The sequence below is a fragment of the Lutibacter holmesii genome, from assembly GCF_042679665.1.
GTDB classification, from domain to species: Bacteria; Bacteroidota; Bacteroidia; order Flavobacteriales; family Flavobacteriaceae; genus Lutibacter; species Lutibacter holmesii.
Genome location: NZ_JBHTMV010000004.1, coordinates 619,498 through 644,347, shown reverse-complemented (window position 1 = coordinate 644,347; position 24,850 = coordinate 619,498). Strand labels below are relative to the sequence as shown.

The 24,850-nt window shown below is 28.9% G+C and carries 21 protein-coding genes; 18 read left to right on the top strand and 3 right to left on the bottom strand.

Features of this window, described 5'->3' with window-relative positions:
- The first annotated feature begins 40 nt into the window (after nt 1-40).
- The 16 genes from ACFQ5N_RS11205 to ACFQ5N_RS11130 all read left to right on the top strand — a co-directional run bounded on the left by ACFQ5N_RS11205 (nt 41) and on the right by ACFQ5N_RS11130 (nt 20,441).
- The gene (locus ACFQ5N_RS11205; RefSeq protein ID WP_386809590.1) at nt 41-2,032 is read left to right on the top strand and encodes a PKD domain-containing protein; all 1,992 of its coding nucleotides are present in this window, start codon (nt 41-43) and stop codon (nt 2,030-2,032) included.
- 59 nt (nt 2,033-2,091) lie between these two features.
- On the top strand, nt 2,092-3,012 hold the full coding sequence (locus tag ACFQ5N_RS11200) for a polysaccharide lyase family 7 protein (protein WP_386809589.1): 921 nt from the start codon (nt 2,092-2,094) through the stop codon (nt 3,010-3,012).
- A gap of 166 nt (nt 3,013-3,178) precedes the next feature.
- Nucleotides 3,179-3,901: a FadR/GntR family transcriptional regulator gene (locus ACFQ5N_RS11195; RefSeq protein WP_386809588.1), complete on the top strand. Its 723-nt coding sequence runs from the start codon at nt 3,179-3,181 to the stop codon at nt 3,899-3,901.
- Between the two features lie 125 nt (nt 3,902-4,026).
- Nucleotides 4,027-5,319, top strand: a complete 1,293-nt coding sequence (locus tag ACFQ5N_RS11190) for an MFS transporter (RefSeq protein ID WP_386809587.1) — start codon at nt 4,027-4,029, stop codon at nt 5,317-5,319.
- A 24-nt stretch (nt 5,320-5,343) separates the two neighbouring features.
- The gene (locus ACFQ5N_RS11185; RefSeq protein WP_386809586.1) at nt 5,344-6,105 is read left to right on the top strand and encodes an SDR family NAD(P)-dependent oxidoreductase; all 762 of its coding nucleotides are present in this window, start codon (nt 5,344-5,346) and stop codon (nt 6,103-6,105) included.
- A 92-nt stretch (nt 6,106-6,197) separates the two neighbouring features.
- Nucleotides 6,198-7,244: a PfkB family carbohydrate kinase gene (locus ACFQ5N_RS11180; protein WP_386809585.1), complete on the top strand. Its 1,047-nt coding sequence runs from the start codon at nt 6,198-6,200 to the stop codon at nt 7,242-7,244.
- Between the two features lie 76 nt (nt 7,245-7,320).
- A complete protein-coding gene (locus ACFQ5N_RS11175) occupies nt 7,321-8,538 on the top strand; it encodes a 6-phosphofructokinase (protein ID WP_386809584.1) in 1,218 nt (405 codons plus the stop codon).
- Nucleotides 8,539-8,617: 79 nt separating this feature from the next.
- Nucleotides 8,618-9,286: a bifunctional 4-hydroxy-2-oxoglutarate aldolase/2-dehydro-3-deoxy-phosphogluconate aldolase gene (locus ACFQ5N_RS11170; RefSeq protein ID WP_386809583.1), complete on the top strand. Its 669-nt coding sequence runs from the start codon at nt 8,618-8,620 to the stop codon at nt 9,284-9,286.
- A 32-nt stretch (nt 9,287-9,318) separates the two neighbouring features.
- The gene (locus ACFQ5N_RS11165) at nt 9,319-11,628 is read left to right on the top strand and encodes a chondroitinase-B domain-containing protein (protein WP_386809582.1); all 2,310 of its coding nucleotides are present in this window, start codon (nt 9,319-9,321) and stop codon (nt 11,626-11,628) included.
- Nucleotides 11,629-11,986: 358 nt separating this feature from the next.
- Nucleotides 11,987-12,355: a response regulator gene (locus tag ACFQ5N_RS11160; protein ID WP_386809581.1), complete on the top strand. Its 369-nt coding sequence runs from the start codon at nt 11,987-11,989 to the stop codon at nt 12,353-12,355.
- 100 nt (nt 12,356-12,455) lie between these two features.
- The gene (locus ACFQ5N_RS11155; RefSeq protein WP_386809580.1) at nt 12,456-13,502 is read left to right on the top strand and encodes an alpha/beta fold hydrolase; all 1,047 of its coding nucleotides are present in this window, start codon (nt 12,456-12,458) and stop codon (nt 13,500-13,502) included.
- Between the two features lie 293 nt (nt 13,503-13,795).
- Nucleotides 13,796-16,123: a PAS domain S-box protein gene (locus ACFQ5N_RS11150; protein ID WP_386809579.1), complete on the top strand. Its 2,328-nt coding sequence runs from the start codon at nt 13,796-13,798 to the stop codon at nt 16,121-16,123.
- Nucleotides 16,116-16,484, top strand: coding sequence for a response regulator transcription factor (locus tag ACFQ5N_RS11145; RefSeq protein WP_386809578.1), 369 nt, complete (start codon nt 16,116-16,118; stop codon nt 16,482-16,484). Before ACFQ5N_RS11150 ends, ACFQ5N_RS11145 begins: the two co-directional genes overlap by 8 nt.
- Before the next feature lie 14 nt (nt 16,485-16,498).
- On the top strand, nt 16,499-17,602 hold the full coding sequence (locus ACFQ5N_RS11140) for a hypothetical protein (RefSeq protein WP_386809577.1): 1,104 nt from the start codon (nt 16,499-16,501) through the stop codon (nt 17,600-17,602).
- A 2-nt stretch (nt 17,603-17,604) separates the two neighbouring features.
- Nucleotides 17,605-19,044 carry a glycosyltransferase family 2 protein gene (locus ACFQ5N_RS11135; protein WP_386809576.1) on the top strand — a complete coding sequence of 480 codons (1,440 nt, stop codon included), beginning with the start codon at nt 17,605-17,607 and terminating at the stop codon, nt 19,042-19,044.
- Between the two features lie 131 nt (nt 19,045-19,175).
- Entirely contained in the window at nt 19,176-20,441 is a 1,266-nt protein-coding gene (locus ACFQ5N_RS11130; protein WP_386809575.1) for a YaiO family outer membrane beta-barrel protein, read from the top strand.
- 15 nt (nt 20,442-20,456) lie between these two features.
- On the opposite strand, the gene ACFQ5N_RS11125 is transcribed toward ACFQ5N_RS11130, so the two are convergent.
- Nucleotides 20,457-20,861 (bottom strand): CBS domain-containing protein, encoded by a 405-nt coding sequence (locus tag ACFQ5N_RS11125; protein WP_386809574.1) that lies wholly within the window; start codon nt 20,859-20,861, stop codon nt 20,457-20,459.
- Nucleotides 20,862-20,989: 128 nt separating this feature from the next.
- On the opposite strand from ACFQ5N_RS11125, the gene ACFQ5N_RS11120 reads away from it, so the two are divergent.
- Nucleotides 20,990-21,361, top strand: a complete 372-nt coding sequence (locus ACFQ5N_RS11120) for a hypothetical protein (protein ID WP_386809573.1) — start codon at nt 20,990-20,992, stop codon at nt 21,359-21,361.
- Between the two features lies 1 nt (nt 21,362).
- Nucleotides 21,363-23,066, top strand: a complete 1,704-nt coding sequence (locus ACFQ5N_RS11115; RefSeq protein WP_386809572.1) for an ABC1 kinase family protein — start codon at nt 21,363-21,365, stop codon at nt 23,064-23,066.
- Between the two features lie 45 nt (nt 23,067-23,111).
- Here ACFQ5N_RS11115 and ACFQ5N_RS11110 read toward each other — a convergent pair whose 3' ends face one another.
- A complete protein-coding gene (locus tag ACFQ5N_RS11110) occupies nt 23,112-23,714 on the bottom strand; it encodes a hypothetical protein (RefSeq protein WP_386809571.1) in 603 nt (200 codons plus the stop codon).
- A gap of 233 nt (nt 23,715-23,947) precedes the next feature.
- On the bottom strand, nt 23,948-24,388 hold the full coding sequence (locus ACFQ5N_RS11105) for an Hsp20/alpha crystallin family protein (protein ID WP_386809570.1): 441 nt from the start codon (nt 24,386-24,388) through the stop codon (nt 23,948-23,950).
- Between the last annotated feature and the right edge of the window lie 462 nt (nt 24,389-24,850).

Genomic DNA, 24,850 nt, shown 5'->3' with positions numbered 1-24,850 from the left:
TATAAATAAACTTAATAATAACATATTTATATTAATATTTATGTTATTAGGTTTAATGTCTTGTATTGACAACGGATACGAAGAGTTTGTTCCACCAACGGGGAACGTAAATAATATACAACCTAATACTTTATTCACAACTACTACTAGTGCAGATGATACTATGTCATTTGTATTTAGAAGTTATTCAACTGATGCAGATTCTTATTTATGGGATTTTGGTGATGGTAATACTTCTACTGAAGCTAACCCTGATTATACGTATGCAGAAGGTGGTTTATATAAAGTTAAATTAACTACAATTAGTTCTGATAACTTAATGGCTTCTGATTCTTCTGAAGTTGCACCTATTTATGTTGAATTTGAAACAACTCAAGTTGATACAGAAGTTACTTTTGAAAATTTAGTTTCTGGAGCTAGTAGTTTAGTTTGGGATTTTGGTGATGGAGAAACTTTAGAGTGGGATATTGAAGATACTGTAGAAGATGCAAATTTTAGCCCTACTCATACTTATAAAACAGCTGATACGTTCACTGCAACGCTTACTGCTACAACATTTTTAGGAGTAGCTGTTTCTTATTCTCAAAGTATTGAAGGATTAATATTATCTACTATTCCTGACTTTTCATTCACTTCTAATGGTTTTACAGTAGACTTTATTGATGAGTCTGTATTAGCTGTTTCTTATAGCTGGGATTTTGGAGATGGTAATACTTCAACTGAAGTTAATCCAACGCATACATTTGCTGGTGAAGGTACATATGATGTAACTTTAACTACAACTAATGAAGCTGGTGTATCTAAATCTATTACAAAGCCTGTTCCAGTTGGAGCTCCAGACCCTTCGTTTAGTGTTGTTGTTCAAAACGGTACAGCTGATGATTGGACAAAAAATACTGGTGATAATGCTGATGCTTGGGATATGACTCCTAATTCAACTATTGAGGATAATGATGGTAATACTATTGATAGTCCTTATAGAGCTATTTGGTACAATAAAGAGTTAAATAACTATATTGATGCTACTTACGGAACTAATGAGCAACCAGGATCTTCAAGTGATGGTACTTATATTGATGGTGTAAAAACTAGAGCTGTAAAACTAAGTAATAGTAGTCGTCGTTTATACCAAGTTGTTGCGGTTGAGCCAGGTATTGAATATACATTTACTATGGATTCTAGATCTGAAGCTGAAGGAATTAATACGGAAGTATTTATTTTAAATAATGAAATTACTACAGAAGCTGGTTTAGATGCTAATAAAGGTGATGATGCAAGTGTTGATGCATATTATAACATTACAAATGATTATAATAAAGATAAGTCTAGTGCAACAGAAAATACATTTACAACAACTACATTTAGATTCAAACCTACTTCAAATATTGCTGTAATTTATGTAAGAGCATTAAATGCTGTTAATAGTAGTAATGAAGTATTTATTGATAACATTGACATTATTACTCCACAAGGTGGAGGTGGAGTTGATGCTACATTTAAAGCAATTGTTGTTAATGGTGATACAGAAGATGGTGCTGATGCTTGGAATATGAGTAAATATGGTAATTCTGATTTAGACGCTTGGTTATTAGCAAATACAGGTGATAAAAATCAACAACCAGGTTCTACTAGTGATGGAAACTGGGCTGATGGTGCTAAAACAAAAGGTCTTAAAATTTACGGTCCTGGTCGTCGTGTTTACCAACCTGTAACTGTAGAGGTAGGTGTTGAGTATACATTTACTATGGAGAGTCGTTCAGAAGCTGAGGGTGTACCAACTGAAGTATATATTTTAAACACAGAAATTACTTCAGAAGACAATATTTTAGATTATGCTGATGCATTTGTTGAAATTACAAATGATTATAATAAAGATAAGTCTAGTGCAACTGAAAATAATTTCACAACTACGACGTTTACATTTATACCAACAACTACAACAGCTGTAATTTACTTTAGAGCACCAAATGCTGTAGATAGTAGTCATGATGTATTTTATGATAATATTGATATTATAACACCTGGATTTTAAATAAACCAATAATTATTGGGACTAATTAAAATTTAAAAATCCAATAGAATAGATCATAAATGAAGAAAATCCGAAAAGAAATTATTAGTATTATACTTCTTTCATTTCTATCTGTAAACGCTGTTTGTCTTGCACAAGAAAGCAGCGTTTCAGAATCGGATATTAAAGTTGAGAAAAAATCCAAAAAAAAGAAAAAAAAGCATAAGGTAAAACTTCCAAATATTGATTTAAGTCATTGGAAGGTTACATTACCTGTGGCCAATGAAAAAGGAAAACCTTATGAAATTGAGCCGCCTGAAATTTTGGGTTTTGCATCAATAAAAATGGCACAACCTTATATGTATATAGACTCTACAAGAGGTGCTATTGTATTTCATGCTATGCCAACCAATTCAAAAACTAGAAATACGAAGTATACTAGATCTGAATTAAGAGAGCAAATGGAACCAGGAAACAATAATGTTAATTGGACATTTAAGGATGGTGCTAATATGAAAGGTGAATTGGCTATGGATGCATCAAGTAGAGATGATGAGGGTAAATACCACAGAACTATAATAATGCAAATTCATGGTCGTTTAACAAATGAACAAAGAGATCTAATTGGTGAGGATGATAATAATGCTCCACCAATTTTAAAAATTTATTGGGATAAAGGTAAAATTAGGATTAAAACAAAAGTACTTAAAGACTTGAATGCAACTTATGAAGAACTACTTCATGAAGATGCTTGGGGGAACGATGATGGTTTTAATTTTGAACAAGAAGTTGGTTTTAGAAAATTTACTTTAGAGGTTAAGGTATCTGATGGTAAAATGGTTGTTATTTTGAACAACAATGAATTCAAAGTGTACGAAAATATTCATATGAAAAAATGGGGTATTTTTGAAAACTATTTTAAAGCAGGTAATTACTTTCAATCAAGAGATGAAGGTTCTTTTTCAAAAGTTAGATTTTATAAATTAGAAGTTTCTCATTGATAAATGAGGTTTCTAAAAAAAATGAATATTTCAAATATTATAATTAATTAAATAGATTTTAATTTGGTTTGATTTTATAGGTTCAATGTAGTCTTTAAAATCTATAACAGGTCAAATTCATTAGGTTGAGGTACAAAATGATAAATCCTGAAAATAATTTTTAAACATGAATTTAAAAATAATAACACGGAGTGATAATCAACAGGTTCAAAATTGTATAATCTCTAAAATTAGAGATTTAATTAATTTAAAAAATTTAGAGCCAGGTGATAAATTACCATCTGAAAGGATGTTATCTGATAAGTTTGATGTTTCAAGAAGTAATGTTCGTGAAGCTATTCAAAGACTTGAATTTTATGGATTATTAAAATCTATACCTCAAAGTGGAACATTTGTAGCTAATATTGGTATTATTGCTTTAAATGGAATGGTTGATGATATTATTAGTTTGGAAGATCCAGATTTTAAATCATTAGTTGAAACTAGAATTTTGTTGGAATTAAAAACTGCGCGTTTAGCAGCTTTAAGAAGAACTGATGAAGATTTAATTTTAATTAAAAAAGCTTTAGAAGCTTATAAAGAAAAAGTTCTAAATGGTGAAGAAGCTATTGAGGAAGATTTACTTTTTCATTTAGCAATTGCTAAGGCAAGTGGTAATGGAACTTTAAATACGTTGATGTTAATGATAACGCCTGAAATAATTATCAATTTTGAAGAGCATCATGTATGTGATAAAAAATTAGCAATTTCAGGAATTCATGAGCATACTCAAATTTTTGAAGCTATTAGAGATCAAGACTCTAAAAGAGCTAAAGCTATGATAAAAATACATTTTAAAAACTTATATGAATATTGTTATAATATTTCAGGAAAAAGTTTAGAAGAATGAAATAGTATAAATTCTTAAGTATAATGGTAAATTAAGTTATTAAAAAATTAATTTAGGTTATAGTTAAGTATTACTTTTGTAATTAATATTAATATTTTAACAGAAAATAAATAAACAGAAACGAAATGAAAGTAAAAGGATTAAGGTGGGCCATAATAGGACTCATATTTTTAGCAACAGTAATTAATTATATAGACAGGAGCGCATTAGCCATAATGTGGGGTAGTGAAGGTGAAGTAGGATCAATTTCTAATTCGTTAGGTCTAGATAAAAGTGATTATGGTTTAATCTTAAACATATTCATGGTGTTTTATGCACTAGGTCAATTATTTTCAGGTAAATTATTTGATAAAGTTGGAACAAGAATTGGTTATGTTATAAGTATTGGTGTTTGGGGATTATCTTCTTTCTTACATTCAACTGTACGTGGACTTGTTGGATTAACAATTTTTAGAAGTACTTTAGGTATTTCTGAAGCAGGTAACTGGCCAGGAGCTGTAAAAAGTAATGCAGAATGGTTCCCAATTAAAGAGCGTGCTTTTGCACAAGGACTTTTTAATGCTGGAGCTTCTATAGGTTCTGTAATTGCACCACCATTTATTGCTGCATTATTTGTTGCTTACGGTTGGAGAACTACTTTTATGGTAATTGGTTCTTTTGGTGTTTTATGGATTATTCCTTGGTTATTAATTAACAAAGCAGGGCCAAAAAAACACCCTTGGATTACAAAAGAAGAGCAAGATTATATTATAGAAGGTCAAAGTGAAGCAGATCAAAATGCAACTGAAGAAACTAAAGGTAAAAGTTTAGTAGAAATTCTTTCTTATAAAGAATCTTGGGCTATTGTAGTAGGTAGATTTTTCTTAGAGCCAATTTGGTGGTTATTTGTAGGTTGGATGCCTCTTTATTTAGCTGATGTTTACGGTTTCAATGTAAAAGAAGTTGGTATGTTTGCTTGGGTGCCTTATGTAGGTGCTGCTTTAGGTAGTGTTGTTGGTGGATTATTTTCTGGTAAAATTATATCTAAAACAGGTTCAATTGACAAAGGTAGAAAACTTACTATTTTAATTGGTGGAATTATTATGTTCCTTGGATTAGTAGCTACAGTACTTGTAGGTAATACACCTGAACGATTTGTTGCTATTGTATTTTTTGTATTATTTGGTTTCCAATTTGCAATTGGAAACGTACAAACATTACCTAGTGATTTCTTTAGCGGAAAATCGGTTGGATCATTGGCTGGTTTAGCCGGAATGGTTGGTGTATTCTCAGTAATTCTTATGAACTTTTTAGTGCCAATTATACAAGAGAAATTCTCTTATACTCCAATATTTGTTGCAATTGCAGTTGCAGTGCCATTAGGAATTGGAGCAATTTATTTCTTTGCAAGAAATATTGAATCAGTAGAAAAAAAATAATAGTTAAAAATAAATTTTAAAAAAATGAGTGAATTAAAAAAAGTAGCAGTAGTTACTGGAGCAACTGGTGGAATTGGATTTCAAGTTGCAAAAAGATTAGGACAAGACGGATATACTGTTGTTTTAAATGGTATTGAAGATGAAGAAGGAGCAAAAAGAGTTGAAGAACTTAAAGCTGAAGGTATTGAAGCTGAGTATTTCGGATTTGATGTTACAAGTGATGATGCTGTAACTTCAAACATAACTGCAATTGGAGAAAAGTATGGTCAAATTGATGTTCTAGTAAACAACGCTGGAGGTTTAGGTGGAAGATCTCGTTTTGAAGAGATGACTACTGAATTTTACAGATTTGTTATGGCATTGAACCTTGATTCAGTATTTTTTGCATCAAGAGCGGCTATTCCATTCTTAAAGAAATCAGAGAATCCTTCAATCATCAACTATACGTCAAATGCAGGTTGGAATGCAGGAGGACCAGGTGCTGGTATTTACGGAACTTCAAAAGCAGGAGTTCATGCAATTACAAGAGCATTGGCAAAAGATTTAGCTGAATACGGAATTAGAGTAAATGCAGTATCACCAGGTACTATTGATACTCCTTTCCACGCTCAAATTAAATCAACAAAACCAGAAGTATTTGCATCTTGGGCAAACAGCATTTTATTAGGAAGATTAGGTCAGCCAGAAGAAGTAGCTTCTGTAGTATCATTCTTAGCTAGTAAAGACGCATCATTTATTACTGCTGAAACCATCCAAATTGGTGGTGGACAAGCATTAGGAATATAATTTAAATATCTTTATTTGAGGAGATTATTTTATGCATTGGTTTTTTTACGGCAATGTATGAAATGGTCTCCTTTATTTAACAAATAACAAAAATGAAAAAAGTAGTAACGTTTGGAGAAATCATGTTAAGATTGGCTCCACAAGGGTTTTTAAGATTTTCTCAAGCTAATAGTTTTGATGCTATTTATGGAGGTGGAGAATCAAATGTAGCAGTTTCATTAGCAAACTATGGTGTACCTGTAGATTTTGTAACGCGTTTACCAAAAAATGATATTGGTGAGTGTGCAATGATGGAAATGCGTAAGAGAGGTGTTGGTGTAGATAAAATTGTTTACGGTGGAGATCGTTTAGGAATCTACTTTTTAGAAACAGGAGCAGTATCTCGTGGTTCAAAAGTTGTTTATGACCGTGCACATTCTTCTATTTCTCAAATTGAATCAGGAATGATCAACTGGGAAGAAGTATTTGAAGGAGCTGAATGGTTCCATTGGACAGGAATTACGCCTGCAATTTCTCAAGGAGCAGCTGACGTTTGTTTAGAAGCTGTAAAAGCTGCTAGCAAATTAGGAATTACAATTTCTACAGATTTAAATTACAGAGCTAAGCTTTGGAATTTCTGTGATGATGCACATAGAGAAGCAATTATGACTGAAATTACTTCATATTGTGATGTTATTTTAGGGAATGAAGAAGATGCTGAAATGCACTTTGGAATTAAACCAGAAGGAATTACTGTTCAAACTCAAGGACATGATGTAAAAGCTGAAGCTTTCTTATCAGTTTGTCAACAAATGATGGAGAAATTCCCAAGAGCTAAAAAAGTAATTACAACTTTACGTGGATCAATTTCAGCTTCTCATAATACTTGGGCTGGAGTTTTATATGATGGAAAACAAATGCTTGAAACTCGTCAATATCAAATTACTGATATTGTTGATAGAGTAGGTGGTGGAGATTCATTTATGGGAGGTTTAATCTACGGATTATTAAAATACCCAGAAGATGATCAAAACGCATTAGATTTCGCAGTAGCGGCATCTTGTTTAAAGCACACTATTAAAGGTGATGCAAACTTAGTAACTGTTGAAGAGGTTAACAAACTTATGGGTGGTGACGCTTCAGGAAGAGTTGCAAGATAAATAATATTATTATTAATTAGGTTTGGTATTTTGGAAAGTTGGGTTTTAAATTAGTCCAACTTTCCTTAATTTATGTATGAAAAAATCAATAGCAATTATTTGTGGTGGTGGGCCAGCACCAGGAATTAATACCGTAATAAGTACACTGGCTAAAACATTCTTAAATGATGGATACGAAGTTTTAGGTGTGCATCATGGTTATAAAGGATTGTTTTCAGAGAACCCTACAGTAAAGAATTTTGACTTTCCAAGTGCTGATAGAATTTTTAGTTTAGGTGGTTCTACTCTTACAATGAGTAGATTTAAACCAAAAGATTCTGATTTTAAAGCAGATTTTTTTGAAAAAAATAACGTGAAATTATTAGTTACTATTGGTGGAGACGATACAGCTTCTACTGCTAGTAGACTTACAAAATTCTTAGTTGAGAAAAAATTGGATGTGAGTCATATTCACGTACCAAAAACAATTGATAATGATCTACCTTTACCTGATAGAAATCCTACATTTGGATTTCATACTGCAAAAGATGAAGGTGTTAGAATTGGAAATACAGTTTATGAAGATGCTAGAACTAGTGAAAACTGGTTTGTTGTTTCAGCAATGGGTCGTTCGGCTGGTCATTTAGCCTTCGGTATCGCTTCTGCTTGTCATTTTCCAATGATGATTATTCCAGAAATGTTTAATAAAACAAACATTACTTTTGAAAAATTGACGAATATGATTATTTCTTCAATTATTAAAAGTAAAATTCGTGGTATTGAATATGGTGCAGCTATGGTAAGTGAAGGTGTTTTTCATTTCATGGATGCAGACGAAATTAAAAATTCAGGAATTAATTTCACATATGATGACCACGGTCATCCAGAATTAGGTAATGTGAGTAAATCACATATATTTAATTATTTACTACAAGTAAAATTAAAAGAATTAGGTTTAGAAATAAAATCTAGACCAGTAGAAATTGGTTACGAATTAAGATGTTGTAAGCCAATTGCATTTGATTTAACTTTATGTACCTTATTAGGAATTGGAGTTAAAAAATTATTCGATCAAGGAATTACAGGTTGTATAGTAAGTGCTAACTCAAAAGGAGATATAGAACCACTATATTTAAAAGATTTTGAAGATGAAAATGGAAAAGTTCAACCAAGATTGGTTAACATAGAGTCTGATATGGCACAGCTTTTCATTAAAAATCTAATTTGTATTCGAGAAAAAGATTACGAAAAAGCAAAGAAGTATGTAGACAATCCAGAAGCATACGACTTTAAGAAAATATTAAATTGGGAGTAAGTTGAACTATTTTTAGTGAAATATTACAAACCGAAACAGAAGTACATTAACACAATAATTAAACAAATACATATTAAAAATGGCACAATTTACAAGAGTAGAAGTTGCAACTGCAATGAAAGAAACTGGTATGATTCCTTTATTTTTTCATAGTGATATTGAATTAAGTAAAAAAGTTTTAAAAGCTTGCTACGATGGTGGAGCACGTTTAATGGAGTTCACAGCTCGTGGAGATTTTGCTCACGAAGTTTTTGGTGAATTAACAAAATATGCAATTGCTGAATTACCAGGAATGATTATGGGAGTAGGTTCTGTTACAGACGCTGCAGCTGCATCATTATATATGGCTTTAGGAGCTAACTTTATTGTGACTCCAGTATTAAGAGAAGATATTGCAATTGCTTGTAATAGAAAAAAAGTTTTATGGTCTCCAGGATGTGGAACATTAACTGAAATTACAAAAGCTGAAGAATTAGGATGTGAGATTGTAAAATTATTCCCTGGGGATATTTACGGACCACAATTTGTAAAAGGAATTAAAGGACCACAACCTTGGACAAGTGTTATGCCAACAGGTGGTGTTTCTCCAACAAGAGAAAATTTAACAGGATGGTTTAATGCAGGTGTAACTTGTGTTGGTATGGGATCTCAATTAATTTCAAAAGACATTATTGCAAATAAAGATTACGCTAAATTAGAGCAAGACGTTAAAAATGCAATGGCGTTAGTGAAAGAAGTAAGAAACTAATTTGTACTCAATAATAAAAAAACACCATAGTAATGTATAAGAATCTACTTGTAGTTAGTTTATTTTTATTGTTCATCTCTTGTAATGAGGTGTCTAGTAACTTAATAAATGTAAAAAATAGTGAAGAGTTAAATACGGCAATAAAGGACGCAAAGCCAGGCGATGAAATTGTACTTGCAAATGGTGTTTGGAAAGATGTTGAGATTGTATTTACTGGAAAAGGAACTGAAGAAAGCCCTATAACTTTAAGAGCTGAAACCGAAGGTGAAGTTTTTATTGAAGGTGTTTCAAATTTAACTTTTGGAGGTGAATATTTAGTAGTGAGCGGTTTACATTTTAGAAACGGTTATTCACCAACAAAAAATGTAATAGCTTTTAGAATTGACAAAGAAAACGTTGCCAATCACTGTAGAGTTACAAACTGTGTAATTATTGATTTTAATAAGTTACAACGTGATAATGATGACCTTTGGGTGCAGTTTTATGGAAGACACAACCAATTAGATCATTGCTATTTAGCTGGTAAAACCAATGGTGGTCCAACAGTTAGAGTTGATTTAAAAGGTAATGAAAGCATAAAAAATTACCATCAAATAGTGAACAATCATTTTGGACCAAGACCTCGTAAAGGTGGTGCAAGAGGTGAAACTATTCAGTTAGGTAGTAGTTTTACTTCAATGTGTCCAAGTAATACAACTATTGCAAATAACTTTTTTGAAGAATGTAATGGTGAAGTTGAAATTATTTCAAGTAAAACAAATTTCAATGAAATTAAAAACAACGTTTTTTATAAAAGTGAAGGTTCAGTTGTAACGCGTCACGGAAATTACACAATGATTGATGGAAACTATTTTATTGGTGATGGTGTAAATGCAAATTACGGTGGTATTAGAATTGTAAATACAGGTCATTGGATTGTAAACAATTATTTTTACAATATTATTGGTGAAAATTTTAGAAGTCCGTTAGCAATTATGAATGGAATTCCTAAATCACCTCTTAATAGATATAATCAAGTAACAGATGTTGTAGTTGCTTACAATACATATGTAAATTGTAAGTCGCCTTGGCAATTTGGAGTTGGTACAAACATTGCTCAAAAAGATGTATTACCTTTATCTGAAATTCGTTCAGCAAGACCTGTAAGAACGGTTGTTGCAAACAATGTAATTTACAATAAAGTTGGTGATCCAAATCCAATTATTGAGCATGATAAAGCTGACGGTGTTAAATTTAAAAGCAATATTATAAACAATCAAGGTGTTGCTTTTAACGATGAAAATCGTATTTCGGCAAATAGTTTTGAATTGGCTACAGTAAATGACTTTATGTACACACCTAAAAATATTTCAAATGAAATTGAACCTTATAATGGATTTGAGTTCGAAATTATTTCTAATGATTTAGTTGGAAATTCAAGAGCAACTAATAATTCAATTGGTGCTACTATTAAAGGAAATATTGTAGATCCTAAAGTATTAGATTCAAAAAAATATGGTGCAACTTGGTATTCAAGTGAACCTGTTGCTTATGAAGCTAAAACTATTGAAGTAACAAGTACTGATGATGTTTCTGCTAAAATTGCTGAAGCAAATAACGGAGACATTGTTTCTTTAAGTAAAGGAAAATATGTGATAGCTTCATCATTAATTATAAATAAAAGTATTACTATACAATCTGCTTCAGATAATAAAGCTGAAATAGTTTTTGAAGGTGCTGAAAATACACCTGCTTTTGAATTAAATCCTTATGGAATTTTAACGTTAAATAACATTAAACTTTCAGGTACAGGATCTCAACAAGCATTCGCTAGTTTAAAAGAAAACATGTTTAATCATTTTGGATTAACTGTTTCTGGATGTGATATTAGTAATTTTGATTTTGTACTAAAAGTATATAAGCAAAGTTTTGCTGAAGAAATTTCATTTGTAAACACGTCTATTTCAAACTGTGAAAATGGTATTGAGTTATCAGAAGAAACAAATGATAGAGGTGATTATAACACTGAATTTTTAACTATTGATAAGTGTCAATTTACAAATGTTAAAAAGAATGTAATTGATTACTATAGAGGTGGATATGATGAATCTACTATTGGAGGAAATTTAGTTGTTACTAATAGTACTTTTACAAATTCTGGTGCGAAAGAAGACAATGGAATTTTATTAAATACTAGAGGTATTGTAAATGTGAATATTGAAGGTAACACGTTTACTAACAACCGAGTAAAGTTAGTAGCTTTATTATGGGGAGCAAAAAATAACCATCATTCAAATAATAAGGTTCAAAATTCTGGTAAAATTTTAGTAGAAGAAAACCTTAAAATGAAATTAATGTATTAATTCCTTTTTTATTGTTAAATAAAAGCAAATAGGTTACAAGTATAATATTGATAAGTTTAATATTTTGTACCTATTTGTTTTTTTTTTAGGTTTTACGTATAAAACCTAATTTTTATTATTTCTAAAGTTTCTATACTTTAACTGTTTCATTTTCTTTATTGAAACATTATTTTCTTTTTTTCTTTATTTGGTTACAATATTTTGTATTGTAAATTTTTTAATTTCTTCTTTTTTATACAATTAAGGTCTATATTTAGATTTTGTTTTTGGAATAGTTTCATAATTTAAGGTTTTCATATTTTAATTGATTAAATTTGTTGAAGTCTATTTTTGGATTTTTTAATTAAATTAATAACAAATGAGTAAATTAAAAATAGTATTAGCAGAAGACAATGTTACTTTTGCATTATTGTTAAAATTTGTTTTAGAAAAAGAAGGGTACCAAATATTAAGTGCTGTAGATGGTCAAAAAGCAATTGTTTTAATAGAAGAGCATAAGCCAGATATTGTTTTAACAGATTTAAATATGCCTTTTGTAAATGGTTTGCAAGTTATTAGTCATGTGAGAGAAAATTTGAAATTAAATACACCAATAATATTTTTTTCTGCAGATTCTATAGGCGAAATGGCCTTAGAAGCAAAAAAACTAGGAGCAAATGATTCTATGGAAAAACCTTTTAACCCAATGGATTTAGCAACAAAAATTCAAGAATTGTTGGAAAATTAAGCTTTTAATTAACAATTATTTGATAGTTGTATATTTAAGGTGTTAAGTAGATTTTTGTAACATCTTAAATTTAATACAAATAGTTATGTTAGTTAAATTAATGAAAATTAAAGTTGTAGTTGTATTTTTATTTTTAATTATTTCGTGTGAGCAAAAGTTAGAACCTCTTTTAGAATCTGATCAAAACTCATATGTTTTTACTTCTGAAACCGATTTATTAAATAGCGAATACCTAAGTGAAATTGAAAATTTTTATAATTCAGTTCACGGAGAAACCTTTATAGGAGTTGATTCTATTCCTATTTATTACAAAATATTTTTACAGCAAAAAGATTCTAAAGGAGCTATACTTATTTCTACAGGTAGAACAGAATCAACCATAAAGTATAAGGAGCTAATTTTTGATTTATATGCAAATGGCTTTTCAATTTATATTCACGATCATAGGGGGCAAGGTTCTTCAGGTCGAATGGCATTAGATCGAGAAATTGGATTTGTTGAAGATTTTCAAGATTATGTAATTGATATGAAAAATTTCTATACTTCTAAGGTAGTTCCTAATAAGCATGAGCAAGTATATTTGTTAGCACATTCTATGGGAGGTGCAATTGGATTTTCATATTTAGAACAATTTCCTTCAGATTTTAAGGCAGCTGCATTTTCTTCACCAATGTTTGGCTTAGGTTTTATTGAATGTTCTTTAGGGAAAGCTTTTGATAAGGATATTCCTAAATATGCACCAACCCAAAAGAACTACTTGGAAAGTCGTGAATCTTTTAAAAATAATACACTTACAAATTGTGAAGTTAGATTTAATTTGTTTTCAAAAGCATATATGCAAGAACCTTTGGTTAGGTTAGGAGGTGTAAGTTTACATTGGTTATATGAATCATGTAATCAGTTTGATTTTATGTTTCAAGATATTTCAAAAATTGAAACTCCAAGTTTGATTTTTTCAGCTGAAGAGGAACAAATTGTAGATCCTAAAGCTCATTATAAATTTGTAAAAGAAGCTACTTTTAAAAACAAACCAATTTTTGGTTATAGTGTTAAAAGTGCAAAGCATGAACTTTTTATTGAGAATGATGCCGTAAGGCAAAATGTTCTAGCATCAATATTAACATTTTTTGAATCACATTCAGAATAAAACTAAAGTAAAGTAAAGTTTATTCTTTGGATAAGATACATATTTCATTATAAAATAAAATAAGTACTTTTTTATGTAAAGTTTGATTGTAAGTGAAACTGGTTTAACAGGCTTGAAATCAATTGCTTTTAGATGTTTTGTCTTCTGTTTTTGTTCAATTTTGTGCTGATAATTGTCATTGTATAATTCAGTCTAAAAGTTTATTTTAGGTTTTCTTAAACCCCATTCATTAAAATAGAATTTTCCTATTTCTTTTTTGAATAATTTTAAGTTTTAACTAAAAACAAAAACTGTTGGAAAGTATAGATATTGAGAAATTAAAATTTTCAGAACTCATTTTAAATGAAATTAATTTAATAGTAATTTCTTGTGATAAAAATGGAAATGTAAAGTATGTCTCTAAGGCAACTGAAAGAATTACCGGATATAATATAAATGGCTTATTAGATAATCTTTGGTGGGATAACACTTTTTTTTCAAAAGAAGAAGGACTCATTTCTAAACATAAAGTAATAAATACTTTGTCGGGTGAATTAGCGGTTGACACTAAACCTCATGAAAGAAAACTTAAATGTAAAGATGGAAGTTTTAAATGGATTGAATGGCGCGATTCATTTACTCAAAATGATACATTTGTTTCTGTTGGAGTAGATATTTCAGATTGGAAAAAAACAGAAGAGATTAAGAAACAATCAGATACTATTATAAATAGTGTTGATTCTATGATTTTTGTAAGTGATAAAGATGGAAATATAATTTTCGCTTCACCTTCTATTGAAAAAATGCTTGGATATACTCCAAATGAAATTTTAGGTAATAAATGGTGGGATGTTACTTTTGACAATCCACAACAAGCAAATAATGTGAAAAAAGCAATTAGCAATTATGTTTTTTTACACACAAAAGACTTCACTGATATTACAAAACGTAAAATTAAAACCAAAGATGGAGTTTATAAATGGATAGAATGGCAGGTGTCTAAAGGAGTAAATAACACCTATATTTCTATTGGAACAGATATAACGAGTAAAATTAATGAACAAATTGAGCTTAAAAAAGCTAAAGAAACAGCTGAGGCATCATTAAAAGTGAAAGATGAATTTTTGGCTAATATGAGTCACGAAATTAGAACTCCATTAAATGCTGTTATTGGTTTTACCGATTTATTATTAGAAACATCATTAAATGCAGAACAAAGAGCGCATTTAGAAACCATGAAAAATTCTGGTGAAATTTTAAATTCTATAATTAGTAATGTATTAGATTTATCCAAATTAGATTCAAACAAACTAGAAATTGAATATATTTCATTCAACCTTCATAAAAAGTTATATGAGGTTGTTAAATTAATGAAAATAAGAGCTGATGAAAAAAATCTATCGTTACAGTTATTTATTAATACAGATATTCCTACTCAAGTTTTTGGAGACCCTACACGACTCAGTCAAATTTTATTAAACCTTATTGGAAATGCCATTAAATTTACTAATGAAGGTTCTGTTACTGTAAAGGTTCATTTAGTTGAAGATTCAGATAAAAAGGCAAAAATTAATTTTGAAATATCAGACACAGGAATTGGAATAGTTTCAAATAAAATTAATACTGTTTTTGGGGCTTTTAACCAAGCAAAAAGTGATACCTCAAGAATTTATGGTGGTACTGGTTTAGGGTTAACAATTGTGAAAAAAATTGTTAAACTGTTGAAAGGAACAATTGAGGTTGAAAGTACCTTTGGAAAAGGAAGCGTATTTAATTTAAACTTACCATTTGAAAAAGATACAAGTACTACATCAAAGGTAGTTGAAGAAGTTTTAATACCTAATAATGATCAATTAGGATTAAAAATATTATTAGTTGAAGACAATAAAACAAATCAACTTTTAGCAAAAACAAGATTAGAAAGATGGAACTGTACCGTTGATATTGCCAATAACGGAATTGAAGGTGTTAAAAAAGTTCAAGATAAAAGGTATGATATTATATTAATGGATATACAAATGCCTGTAATGGATGGTTATGAAGCTGCAACAATTATTAAAAATGATCTTTCTAAACAAACATCTCTTATTCCTATAATTGCTATGACGGCATATACTTCAAAAAGAGACATACAACGGGCGCTTGATGTTGGTATGAATGATTATATTTTTAAACCTTTTAAATCAAAAGATTTATTTGCATTACTTGCAAAATATGGTGGTGATAAAAAAAAGATTGTTAAAAATGAAGATAATGGAACCGCAAAAAGTGAAAAAGAAATAAATAAAGAAAAGTATACAAACTTAAGTTATATTAGAGAAGAATCATTTAATGAGAATGAAATTATAAAACTTTTAATAGATCAATTTTTAAAAGATTTGAAAGATTTTTTATTTGATTTTGAATTAGGGTTAAAAGAAGAAAACTGGGATTTATTGCACGGTGCAACGCATAAAATAAAACCAAATATAAGTATGTTTGGAATTAAAAAATTAGAACCTATTATTCTAGAGTTAACTAATAGATTTCGTAACAAAAGTAAATTAAATGAATTAGATGAGTTAACCAGTTCTTGTTTGAATATAATAGAGTTTGTGAAAGTTGAACTGCAAACGGAGTTAAAATTATTATCAAATGAATAGTAAGAAAAAGATTGTGATGGCTGAAGACAATTCAACCCTTTCTTTGTTACTAAAGTTTAGGTTGGAAAAAGAAGGATATCAATTATTTATTGCTGAAGATGGTAAAAAAGCAATTGAATTGATTGAACAGGAACACCCTGAATTAATTTTGACAGATATTATGATGCCTTATATAAGTGGTTTAGAGGTGATTAGTCATGTGAGGAATAAGTTAAATTTAAAAATTCCAATAATAGTTTTCTCAGCTGCAGGGCAAGAAGAAATGGTTTTAAAAGCTTTTAACTTAGGAGCAAACGATTTTATGGGAAAACCTTTTAGTCCAAATGAATTGATAATTAGAGTGAAAAGGATGCTTAGTTAAAATTAAATTACTATATGTTTGAGTACCAAAATATTATAGAATATTTTAAATTATTACCAATATTGGTGAAGTTAATTTGGGTACTTAGTTCTGTTTTATTTGTAATTCTTTTAGGTTTAATTATTTACTTAAAAATTCTTAGGGTTCATTTAAATAAAAATGATATTAAACAAAAACAACTGCAAAAAAAGAATGAAGAACTTTTAATAAACTATTTATATGCTGGTGATGATGAATTTGAAATAAGTAAAGATCAGCAAGTAATAATCAATGAAGTAAAAAATGAGATATCAGATTCTTTTTATAGAAATAATCTTATTTCAGTGATGTCTAAATTGGTGAATGATATTTCGGGTGAAATGGCCGTGTCAATTCACACATTATTTTTTAAAACGGGCTTAATAAATTATTCATTAGAAAAATTAAAAGAAAAAAAATGGGAAGTTATTGCTTCAGGAATTAGTGAATTAACCCAGTTTGAAGTAAAACAAGCAGCTCCTGAAATTCAAAAGTTAATAAAACATCCTAATAAAGAAGTTAGAAATCAAGCTCAATTATATTTAGTGAATTTATTTCAATTTAAAGGATTGAAATTTTTAGACAAACTAGATTATCAATTATCAGAATGGAATCAAATACAATTACTAGAAATACTTCAAAAATTTGATAATCAAGATATTATTGATATATCTCCTTGGTTAAATTCAACAAACATTTCAGTGGTACAATTTGCGCTAAAATTGTCAAAAGTGTACAATCATTTAGAAGCTAAGGAATCATTGTTGGAATTATTAAAGCATAAAAACCAAGACATTCGTGTACAAACCATAACTATTTTATGTTACTTTATGGATAGTGAATGTAAACCATATTTAAAAGCTAATTTTGAAAATAGTAGTGAATGTGAACAAATAGCATTTTTTAAACTTCTTGAAAATGTAGCTGATGAATCTGACGAAAAATTCATATTAAAAAATATTCACCACGCTAATTTTGAAATTAAGCATCTTGCTTTAAATATTTTAAAATCAATAAGCTTAGAGCAATTTGATAATGTAGTATTTGATAATTATGATGTAGATGGAGCTCAAATAATTAAATTTATAAATGCAATTTAATTATGGATAATAGCACAGTAAAAATTATACTACTTGTAATACATTTATTGTTTTTTATTTATGCCTTTTCGGTAATAATATCATACATAGTTTTATCATTGGTATCAGCATTGGAAACAAATGAATATACAAAAAGAAATAGTTTTGTAAATTACAATGAAATACTTTCTTCATCAGTTTCTCCTTCTATATCTATTATCGCACCTGCTTATAATGAAAGTTTAAATATTATTGAAAATGTGAGGTCATTACTTTCAAGTCATTATGTTAATTACGATGTTATTATAGTGAATGATGGAAGTAAGGATAATAGCTTAGAAAAGTTAATTGAAGCATATGATTTGGTAAAAGTAAATCATTTAATCAATTATCAAATTCCAACAAAACCACTTAGAGAAGGTGTTTTTAAATCTACAAACCCTGCTTTTGAAAAATTAATAGTTGTAGATAAGGAAAACGGAGGTAAAGCTGATGCATTGAATTGTGGCCTTAATATTAGTCAAAGTAAATTTGTTGCTTGTATAGATGTTGATTGTTTGTTACTTGAAGATGCTCTTCAAAAAATGGTAAAGCCTTTTTTAGAAGTTACAGGAGAAAAAGTAATAGCCTCAGGAGGAGTTATTAGAATTGCAAATGCTTGTGAAATAAAAGAAGGTAAATTAATTGCAGTAAACTTACCAAATAAATTTATTGAGATTGCCCAAATATTAGAATATTTACGATCATTTTTATTAGGACGTATGGCTTGGAGCCGTTTAAATGGCTTGTTAGTAATTTCAGGAGCCTTTGGTATGTTCGATAAAAAAATAGCGATTGATGCAGGAGGTTACGATACCAATACCGTAGGAGAGGATATGGAAATTATTGTTAGAATGAGAAGGCGTATGGAGGAAGAAAAAATAAATTATAAAGTAGCTTATATTCCCGATCCGTTGTGTTGGACTGAAGCACCGGATAATTATAAAATTTTAGTTTCTCAACGAAATAGATGGACAAGAGGAACCATTGAAGTACTTAAAATACATAGAAAAATTGGGTTCAATCCTAAATATAGATTATTAGGTATGTTAAGTTATCCATATTGGTTTTTTTATGAGCGTTTGGCACCAATTATTGAACTAATTGGAATACTTTATTTTATTATTTTAATTTCACTAGATAATGTAAAGTGGGATTTTGCATTTGCCTTTTTTTTAGCAGCCTATTTATTTACTGTGATATTTACAATTTTAGCTATTTTTTCTGAAGAGCTAACCTATCATCAGTATAAAAAGAAAGGTACAGGATTTAAATTGCTATTAGTTGCGCTTCTTGAACCTTTTGTGTTACACCCATTTATTTTATATGCTGCTATCAAAGGTAATATTGATTATTATTTTAATAAAAAGAAAAAATGGGGAGAAATGACTAGAAAAGGATTATCTAAAACTGATTCAAAATAAAAATATGTATTTATAAATAAAACAATTTTTTTAGTTCAGATATAAAATAAGTTAAGTAATAACAGAATGTTTAATATAGAATATTTCAAAAAATATTGATTATAAAACCTACAAACAAACCTTAAAATAGTATGTTAAAATCTGTGTTTAAAATAATTTCAATACTTGTATTATTTATAAGTAGTACTGTTTTTTCGCAACAAAAAACATTTAATGGAGACCCTGATGTTGCTTTTGAAAAAGCTAGAAATTTAGCATTTAATGGTGAACGTAAACAAGCTCAAGATACGTTATTATTGTTGCTTACCAAGTATCCAAATTACCATGACATTCGATCATTTTTGGGAAGTACCTATGCTTGGGATGGAAACTATGATGATGCACGAAGAGAGTTTAAATATGTATTAGAAAAAGATAAAGAAAGACAAACTACTTGGGTTGCAGCAATTAATAATGAATTATGGTCTGAAAACCCTTTTTCGGCTTTAAAAATGGCAAAAGAAGCGTTGGTTTATTTTCCCAATGATGAAGAATTATTGCTGTTAAAAGCACGAGCACAATCAAATTCTAAAAATCCAAAAGAGGCATTAAATACCGTAGATGTAATTTTAGAAAGCAATCCAAATAGCCAAAAAGCAGTTGACTATAAAGAGAGCTTATTACAAACATTGCGTTTTAACTCTATTGGTTTTACCTATAATATAGATATATATTCAGAAGTATTTGATCCAATGCAATATTATACGTTGGATTATAGTAGAGAAACTAAATATGGTATTATTGAAGCAAAATTAAATTTTAATAGAAGGTTTCAAGATAATGGTTTTCAGTTTGAGATAGATATGTATCCAAGAATTATGGAAGGTTTGTACGCTTATGTAAATATAGGTTTTTCTGATTCTTATTTGTTTCCAAAATTTAGATTTGGTGCTGAGCTATATAAATCTTTACCACATGGTTTAGAGGTTTCTTTAGGAATGAGGACATTGAAGTATAGTGCAACAACAAATATATTTACCGGTTCTGTAGGATGGTATACTAAAAACAACTATTTTTCATTACGTCCTTATATTACAACTGGTGAAACAGGAACTAATATGTCTGGAGTTTTTACTTATAGGTTGTACAGAAGTGATGCTGATAATTACTTTGGAGTTTCCGCTTCAATGGGATATTCGCCTGATGATTACGAACAATTTAATGATGGTACAACAGCAAATGAAAAAGTAACATTTGAATCTCAACGTATTAGATTTGGGTATTATTTTTCTTCAAAAAACAAGAAAAATGCTTGGGGAGCACAGGCTGGAATTACGCATCAAGAAATTTCTTTTGATGAAGGAAATTTCTTTTGGATTTATTCTTTAGGTGTTTCTTGGGATTTTAGGTTTAAGTAATAAAAATATATTTTTCTAAGAAGTTTCTAAAAAATATCGAATAACATCTGCAGTTGAAACAATACCTGCAATTTTATCATTTTCAACAATTGGTACTGCATGATAATTTCCTTTGGCTAATATTTTGGCAACGTCTTCAATTGTTGCTTTTGTAGTTAAATAAAAAGGATGCGAAGTCATAATGTCTTTCACTTTTAATTTTTTATAAATTATTGTATCATCATTAATTCCTGCACCTGCAATATGATACATAAAATCTACCAAACTTATCATTCCTATAAGTTTTTCATTTTTTGTTACAGGAATATGGTGATGAAAATCCTTTTTCTCGTAAATATGTTTCACATCTAAAATACTTTGCTCAGATGTAACACATACAACATTTTTAGTCATAATTGATGTAATTGAATTTGTTTTCATGGCGTTGTTTTTAGCGTTCTTAATTTCTATTAAAATTACACCATCAACTTAGAGTATAAAATGAGGAATATCATTTTAGAGATTGAATTTTAGTCATAAATTTAATAGAGTTATTTAAAATATTCATCATGAAAACAAAATCTATTGTAGAATTTCTTTCACTAAGTTGCAGTTTATATGTTTTAGCAAAAAACACAGAACTTTTAGAGCGAATTAAAGAACTTTCAGGAAAAGGAAAAGACGAAATTGATAAAATTATTTCAGAAACAAAACTTGATGAAAATGGTGAAGAGTTGAAAGCTATTGATAAAATTATTCTTAAATCTTTTGAGTTGAAAGAAGAGTTTTATGAAAAAGTAGAACAGTTGGTAGCCGAATTTTATAAAAAAGTAAACATTGCACATATTGAAGAAATAAATGGATTAAATGCAAGAGTTGAACAAGCAGATAGAACAATTGCATTATTAGAAGCAAGGCTCAATAAGTTAGAAGAAAAATGAAATGGGAATTTTAACTGGCATACGACGTAATTTTAAATCGATATCTAGATATAATCAAATTTTAAAAGTGTTAATGAAATATGGCTTTGAAGATTTGGTGTATTATTTAGATGAACGTAAACGTTATACTTTTGTTCAAAAATTAATTCCGCAGGCAGCAAGAGAACATGCACTCTTATATACAAAATGGGCTAAAATGAGATTGGTGTGTGAAGAACTTGGACCTACTTTTGTAAAGTTTGGTCAAATTTTAAGCAATAGACCCGATTTAATTCCGCTGGAACTTACTCTTGAATTAGAGAAATTACAAGACAACGTACCTCCAATGTCTCAAAATACTGCACGTGAAGTAGTTGAATTTGAGTTAAAAGATACAGTTGAAAATTTATTTGCGTGGTTTGATCCTAATCCTTTTGCTTCTGCTTCTATGGCTCAAGTTCATAAAGTAACTTTAAAATCTGGGAAAAGAGTAGCTCTAAAAATTCAACGTTTAGGCATTTTAGATGTAATTGTTGAAGATATTAAAGTTATGTATAAAGTTGCTGAGGTTTTAGAAAATAGAATTCCTTCCATAAAAAGTTTTGATCCAATAGGATTGGTTAAAAACTTTGAAAAATCGATATTAAAGGAACTTGATTTTATTAATGAATCTATTAATATTGAACGTTTTTATACATATTTACAAAATGATGTATCGCAAGAGCAATATGCAATTGCGCCAAAAGTGTACCATAAATTTACAACTTCAAAAGTACTTGCCTTAGAGTTTATTTCGGGAATTAAAATTGATCAAATTAACGAATTACAAGAAAGTGGATTTGATACAAAACGAATAGCAAATAAATTAGCTGTGAGTTACTACAAACAAATTTTTGAGTATGGTTTTTTCCATGCAGATCCTCATCCTGGGAATTTATTAGTGTTGCCAAATGGTAAAATTGGTTATTTAGATTTTGGTATGATGGGCAGTATGTTGCCAAGAGATATTTCCATATTTGGAGGATTGTTTATTGCTATTACTAACAAAGATATTCATAAAATTATACGCGAACTTCAAAAATTGTCAAACAATATGATTATTTCAAATATGAGAGATTTAGAGTTTGATATTAATGAGTTTGTAGAAAAGTATTATGCTAGAACTGTTCATGAAAATGAAATGAGTACCATTCTTATAGAGTTAAAAGAAATTATTATGAAACATGGTTTAAAAGTGCCAACATATTTCTTTCTTTTTGTACGATCTTTAGTAACTTTAGAAGGAGTTATTGAAAAGTTAGATCCTAATTTTGAGCAATTTGAAATTGTAAAACCTTATTTAATTTCAAGCACCACCAAAAAATTCAACCCTATAAAAATAGGGAAGAAGGTTGCAAATTCCATTATAGAATTTTCAGATTATATGGAAGATTTTCCTGTAGATTTAAGAAACGCAATTCGTAAAATAAATTCTGGTCAAATAAAAGTTGATTTAACACACAAAGGAATTGATCCAATGGTGCATACTTTACAGCGCGTAACTAAACAGCTTGTAACATCCTTTATAATGGTTGCTTTTATTATAAGTGCTGCGTTGTTTATTATTTTTGAAGTTCCGCCAATTTGGAATAATATTTCTCTTATTGGAGTGGCTAGTTTTATGATTGCGGTTCTTTTGGGAATAAGAATGGTTATAAATATAAGCAAAGGAATTTACGATTATTAAAATTAAAAAGCACAATTATGTATTGTGCTTTTTAATTTTTAAAGTTTATGAATACGAGAATGCTTTTTTTAGATGTGTAAAAGCTTCAGCAATTTCATTTTGAAAATGTTCTAATTTGGTTTCTTCTTTTTTCTTAGAATATTTTGAAACAATTTTATCTATAAATAAATTAAATTCTTCTTTACCTTTTTGAAATGAACTTTTAGTTTCACTTGTAGTGTTTAAATATTTTTCTTCTAATATTTCAAGCTGAATTTTAAATTGTTCAATTTCAATTAAAGTAACTGCGTACATTCTATTTAAAGTTTTGTCAGTTTTAATTTTAACTTCAATTTCATGTAGTATTAAAAGCAGTTGTTTTTTTTGCTTTTTAAAAATATCTATAGTCTCGGCTTTCCCCAATGCTAATTGTATTCTTAGTTCATCAAATTTAGTTTTAAGCTCCTCAAAATTTTCTTGAATATCATTAATTTTATATTCATTTTCATGAATAAATGTGTTAAACTCTTTTTTAACCTCTTCATACTTTTCTTTTGCCTCAGCTTTTCCTAAGGCAGTTTTAACTTGAAATTCTTCCAAGTTTATAGCAGCTTTTCGAAGCGCTACAATTACTTTATCAATAAATTGACTTTGGTATACACGTTCCATAATATGTTGTTTAAGATTTAATAGAAATATCAATATTATTTGCTGAAAGTGCAATGAGGAATATCATTTTGATAACTGATTATATAAATAGAAGCTTTTAAATTTTGTTGCTGAAATAATTAAACTTGATTCAAATTAGCTTTTTATTGATAATTTGAATCAAGTTTTTTTTACTTAAATTAATTTTAAACTTAAATTGCTTTATTTGTGCAAAGAATTAAAAAACCAACCTGTTATGAAATTTCAATTACTTTAGGTTTTTGTTTTTTTATTTCTTCCTTTTTAGCCAAACTAAATTTTAGAACACCATTATCATATTTGGCTTTAATTTTTTCGTCTGCTATACTTTCAGGTAATTGTATAGATCTTTCAAATGAAGAAGAACTAAACTCTTTTCGAGTATAATTTTCATCTTTTTCTTCTTTAGTTTCTTCTTTTTTAGCTGAAATATTTAAACAACCTTCATCAATTGTTACTTCAAAATCTTTTTTGTTATAACCAGGAGCTGCTAATTCTATTTCAAATTTGTCTTTTGTTTCTTTGATGTTCAAAGCTGGTTCATTCATTCTTTTTAACCAAAAACCATCATTTAATAAATGATTTGTGTTAAAATCTAAAAAATCTGGTGTTAGCAAATTCTCTAGCGGACTTTTTTTAAATTTTACTAGTGACATAATTTTATAGTTTTAATTAAACTTACGCTAGTTCAAATGTATTTTATGTGGTGTTTTAATGAAATGATTTCTCTCAATTTAAGAGAAATAATAGATGATTCTTTACTAAAAAAGTAAGAATTTATAATTCCAGCTTTTGAAGAGTTTTATATTGGAACTGATGTTTGTGTAATTTTTTTAAGATCAATCCTAAAAAAAATAGTTGAGATTAGTAAACTAAAAATAGTTGTTTATTTTTTAAGTTTGTAATATAGAAACAGGAAGCCAGAACTTCCTGTTTCCTTCTAAAAAGACTTTGGTAACTTAGTGATATTGAAATAATCTTTCAAAAAATTTTTACCTCTAAAAATTTGAATAGTAAACCATAACTTCCATCAAAAAGTAGCTAAACCTCTTTAGTGTACCTTAAAAATTGAACTGTACAATACAATTGTTTACGCTCTACGTTTTTTAATTAATACA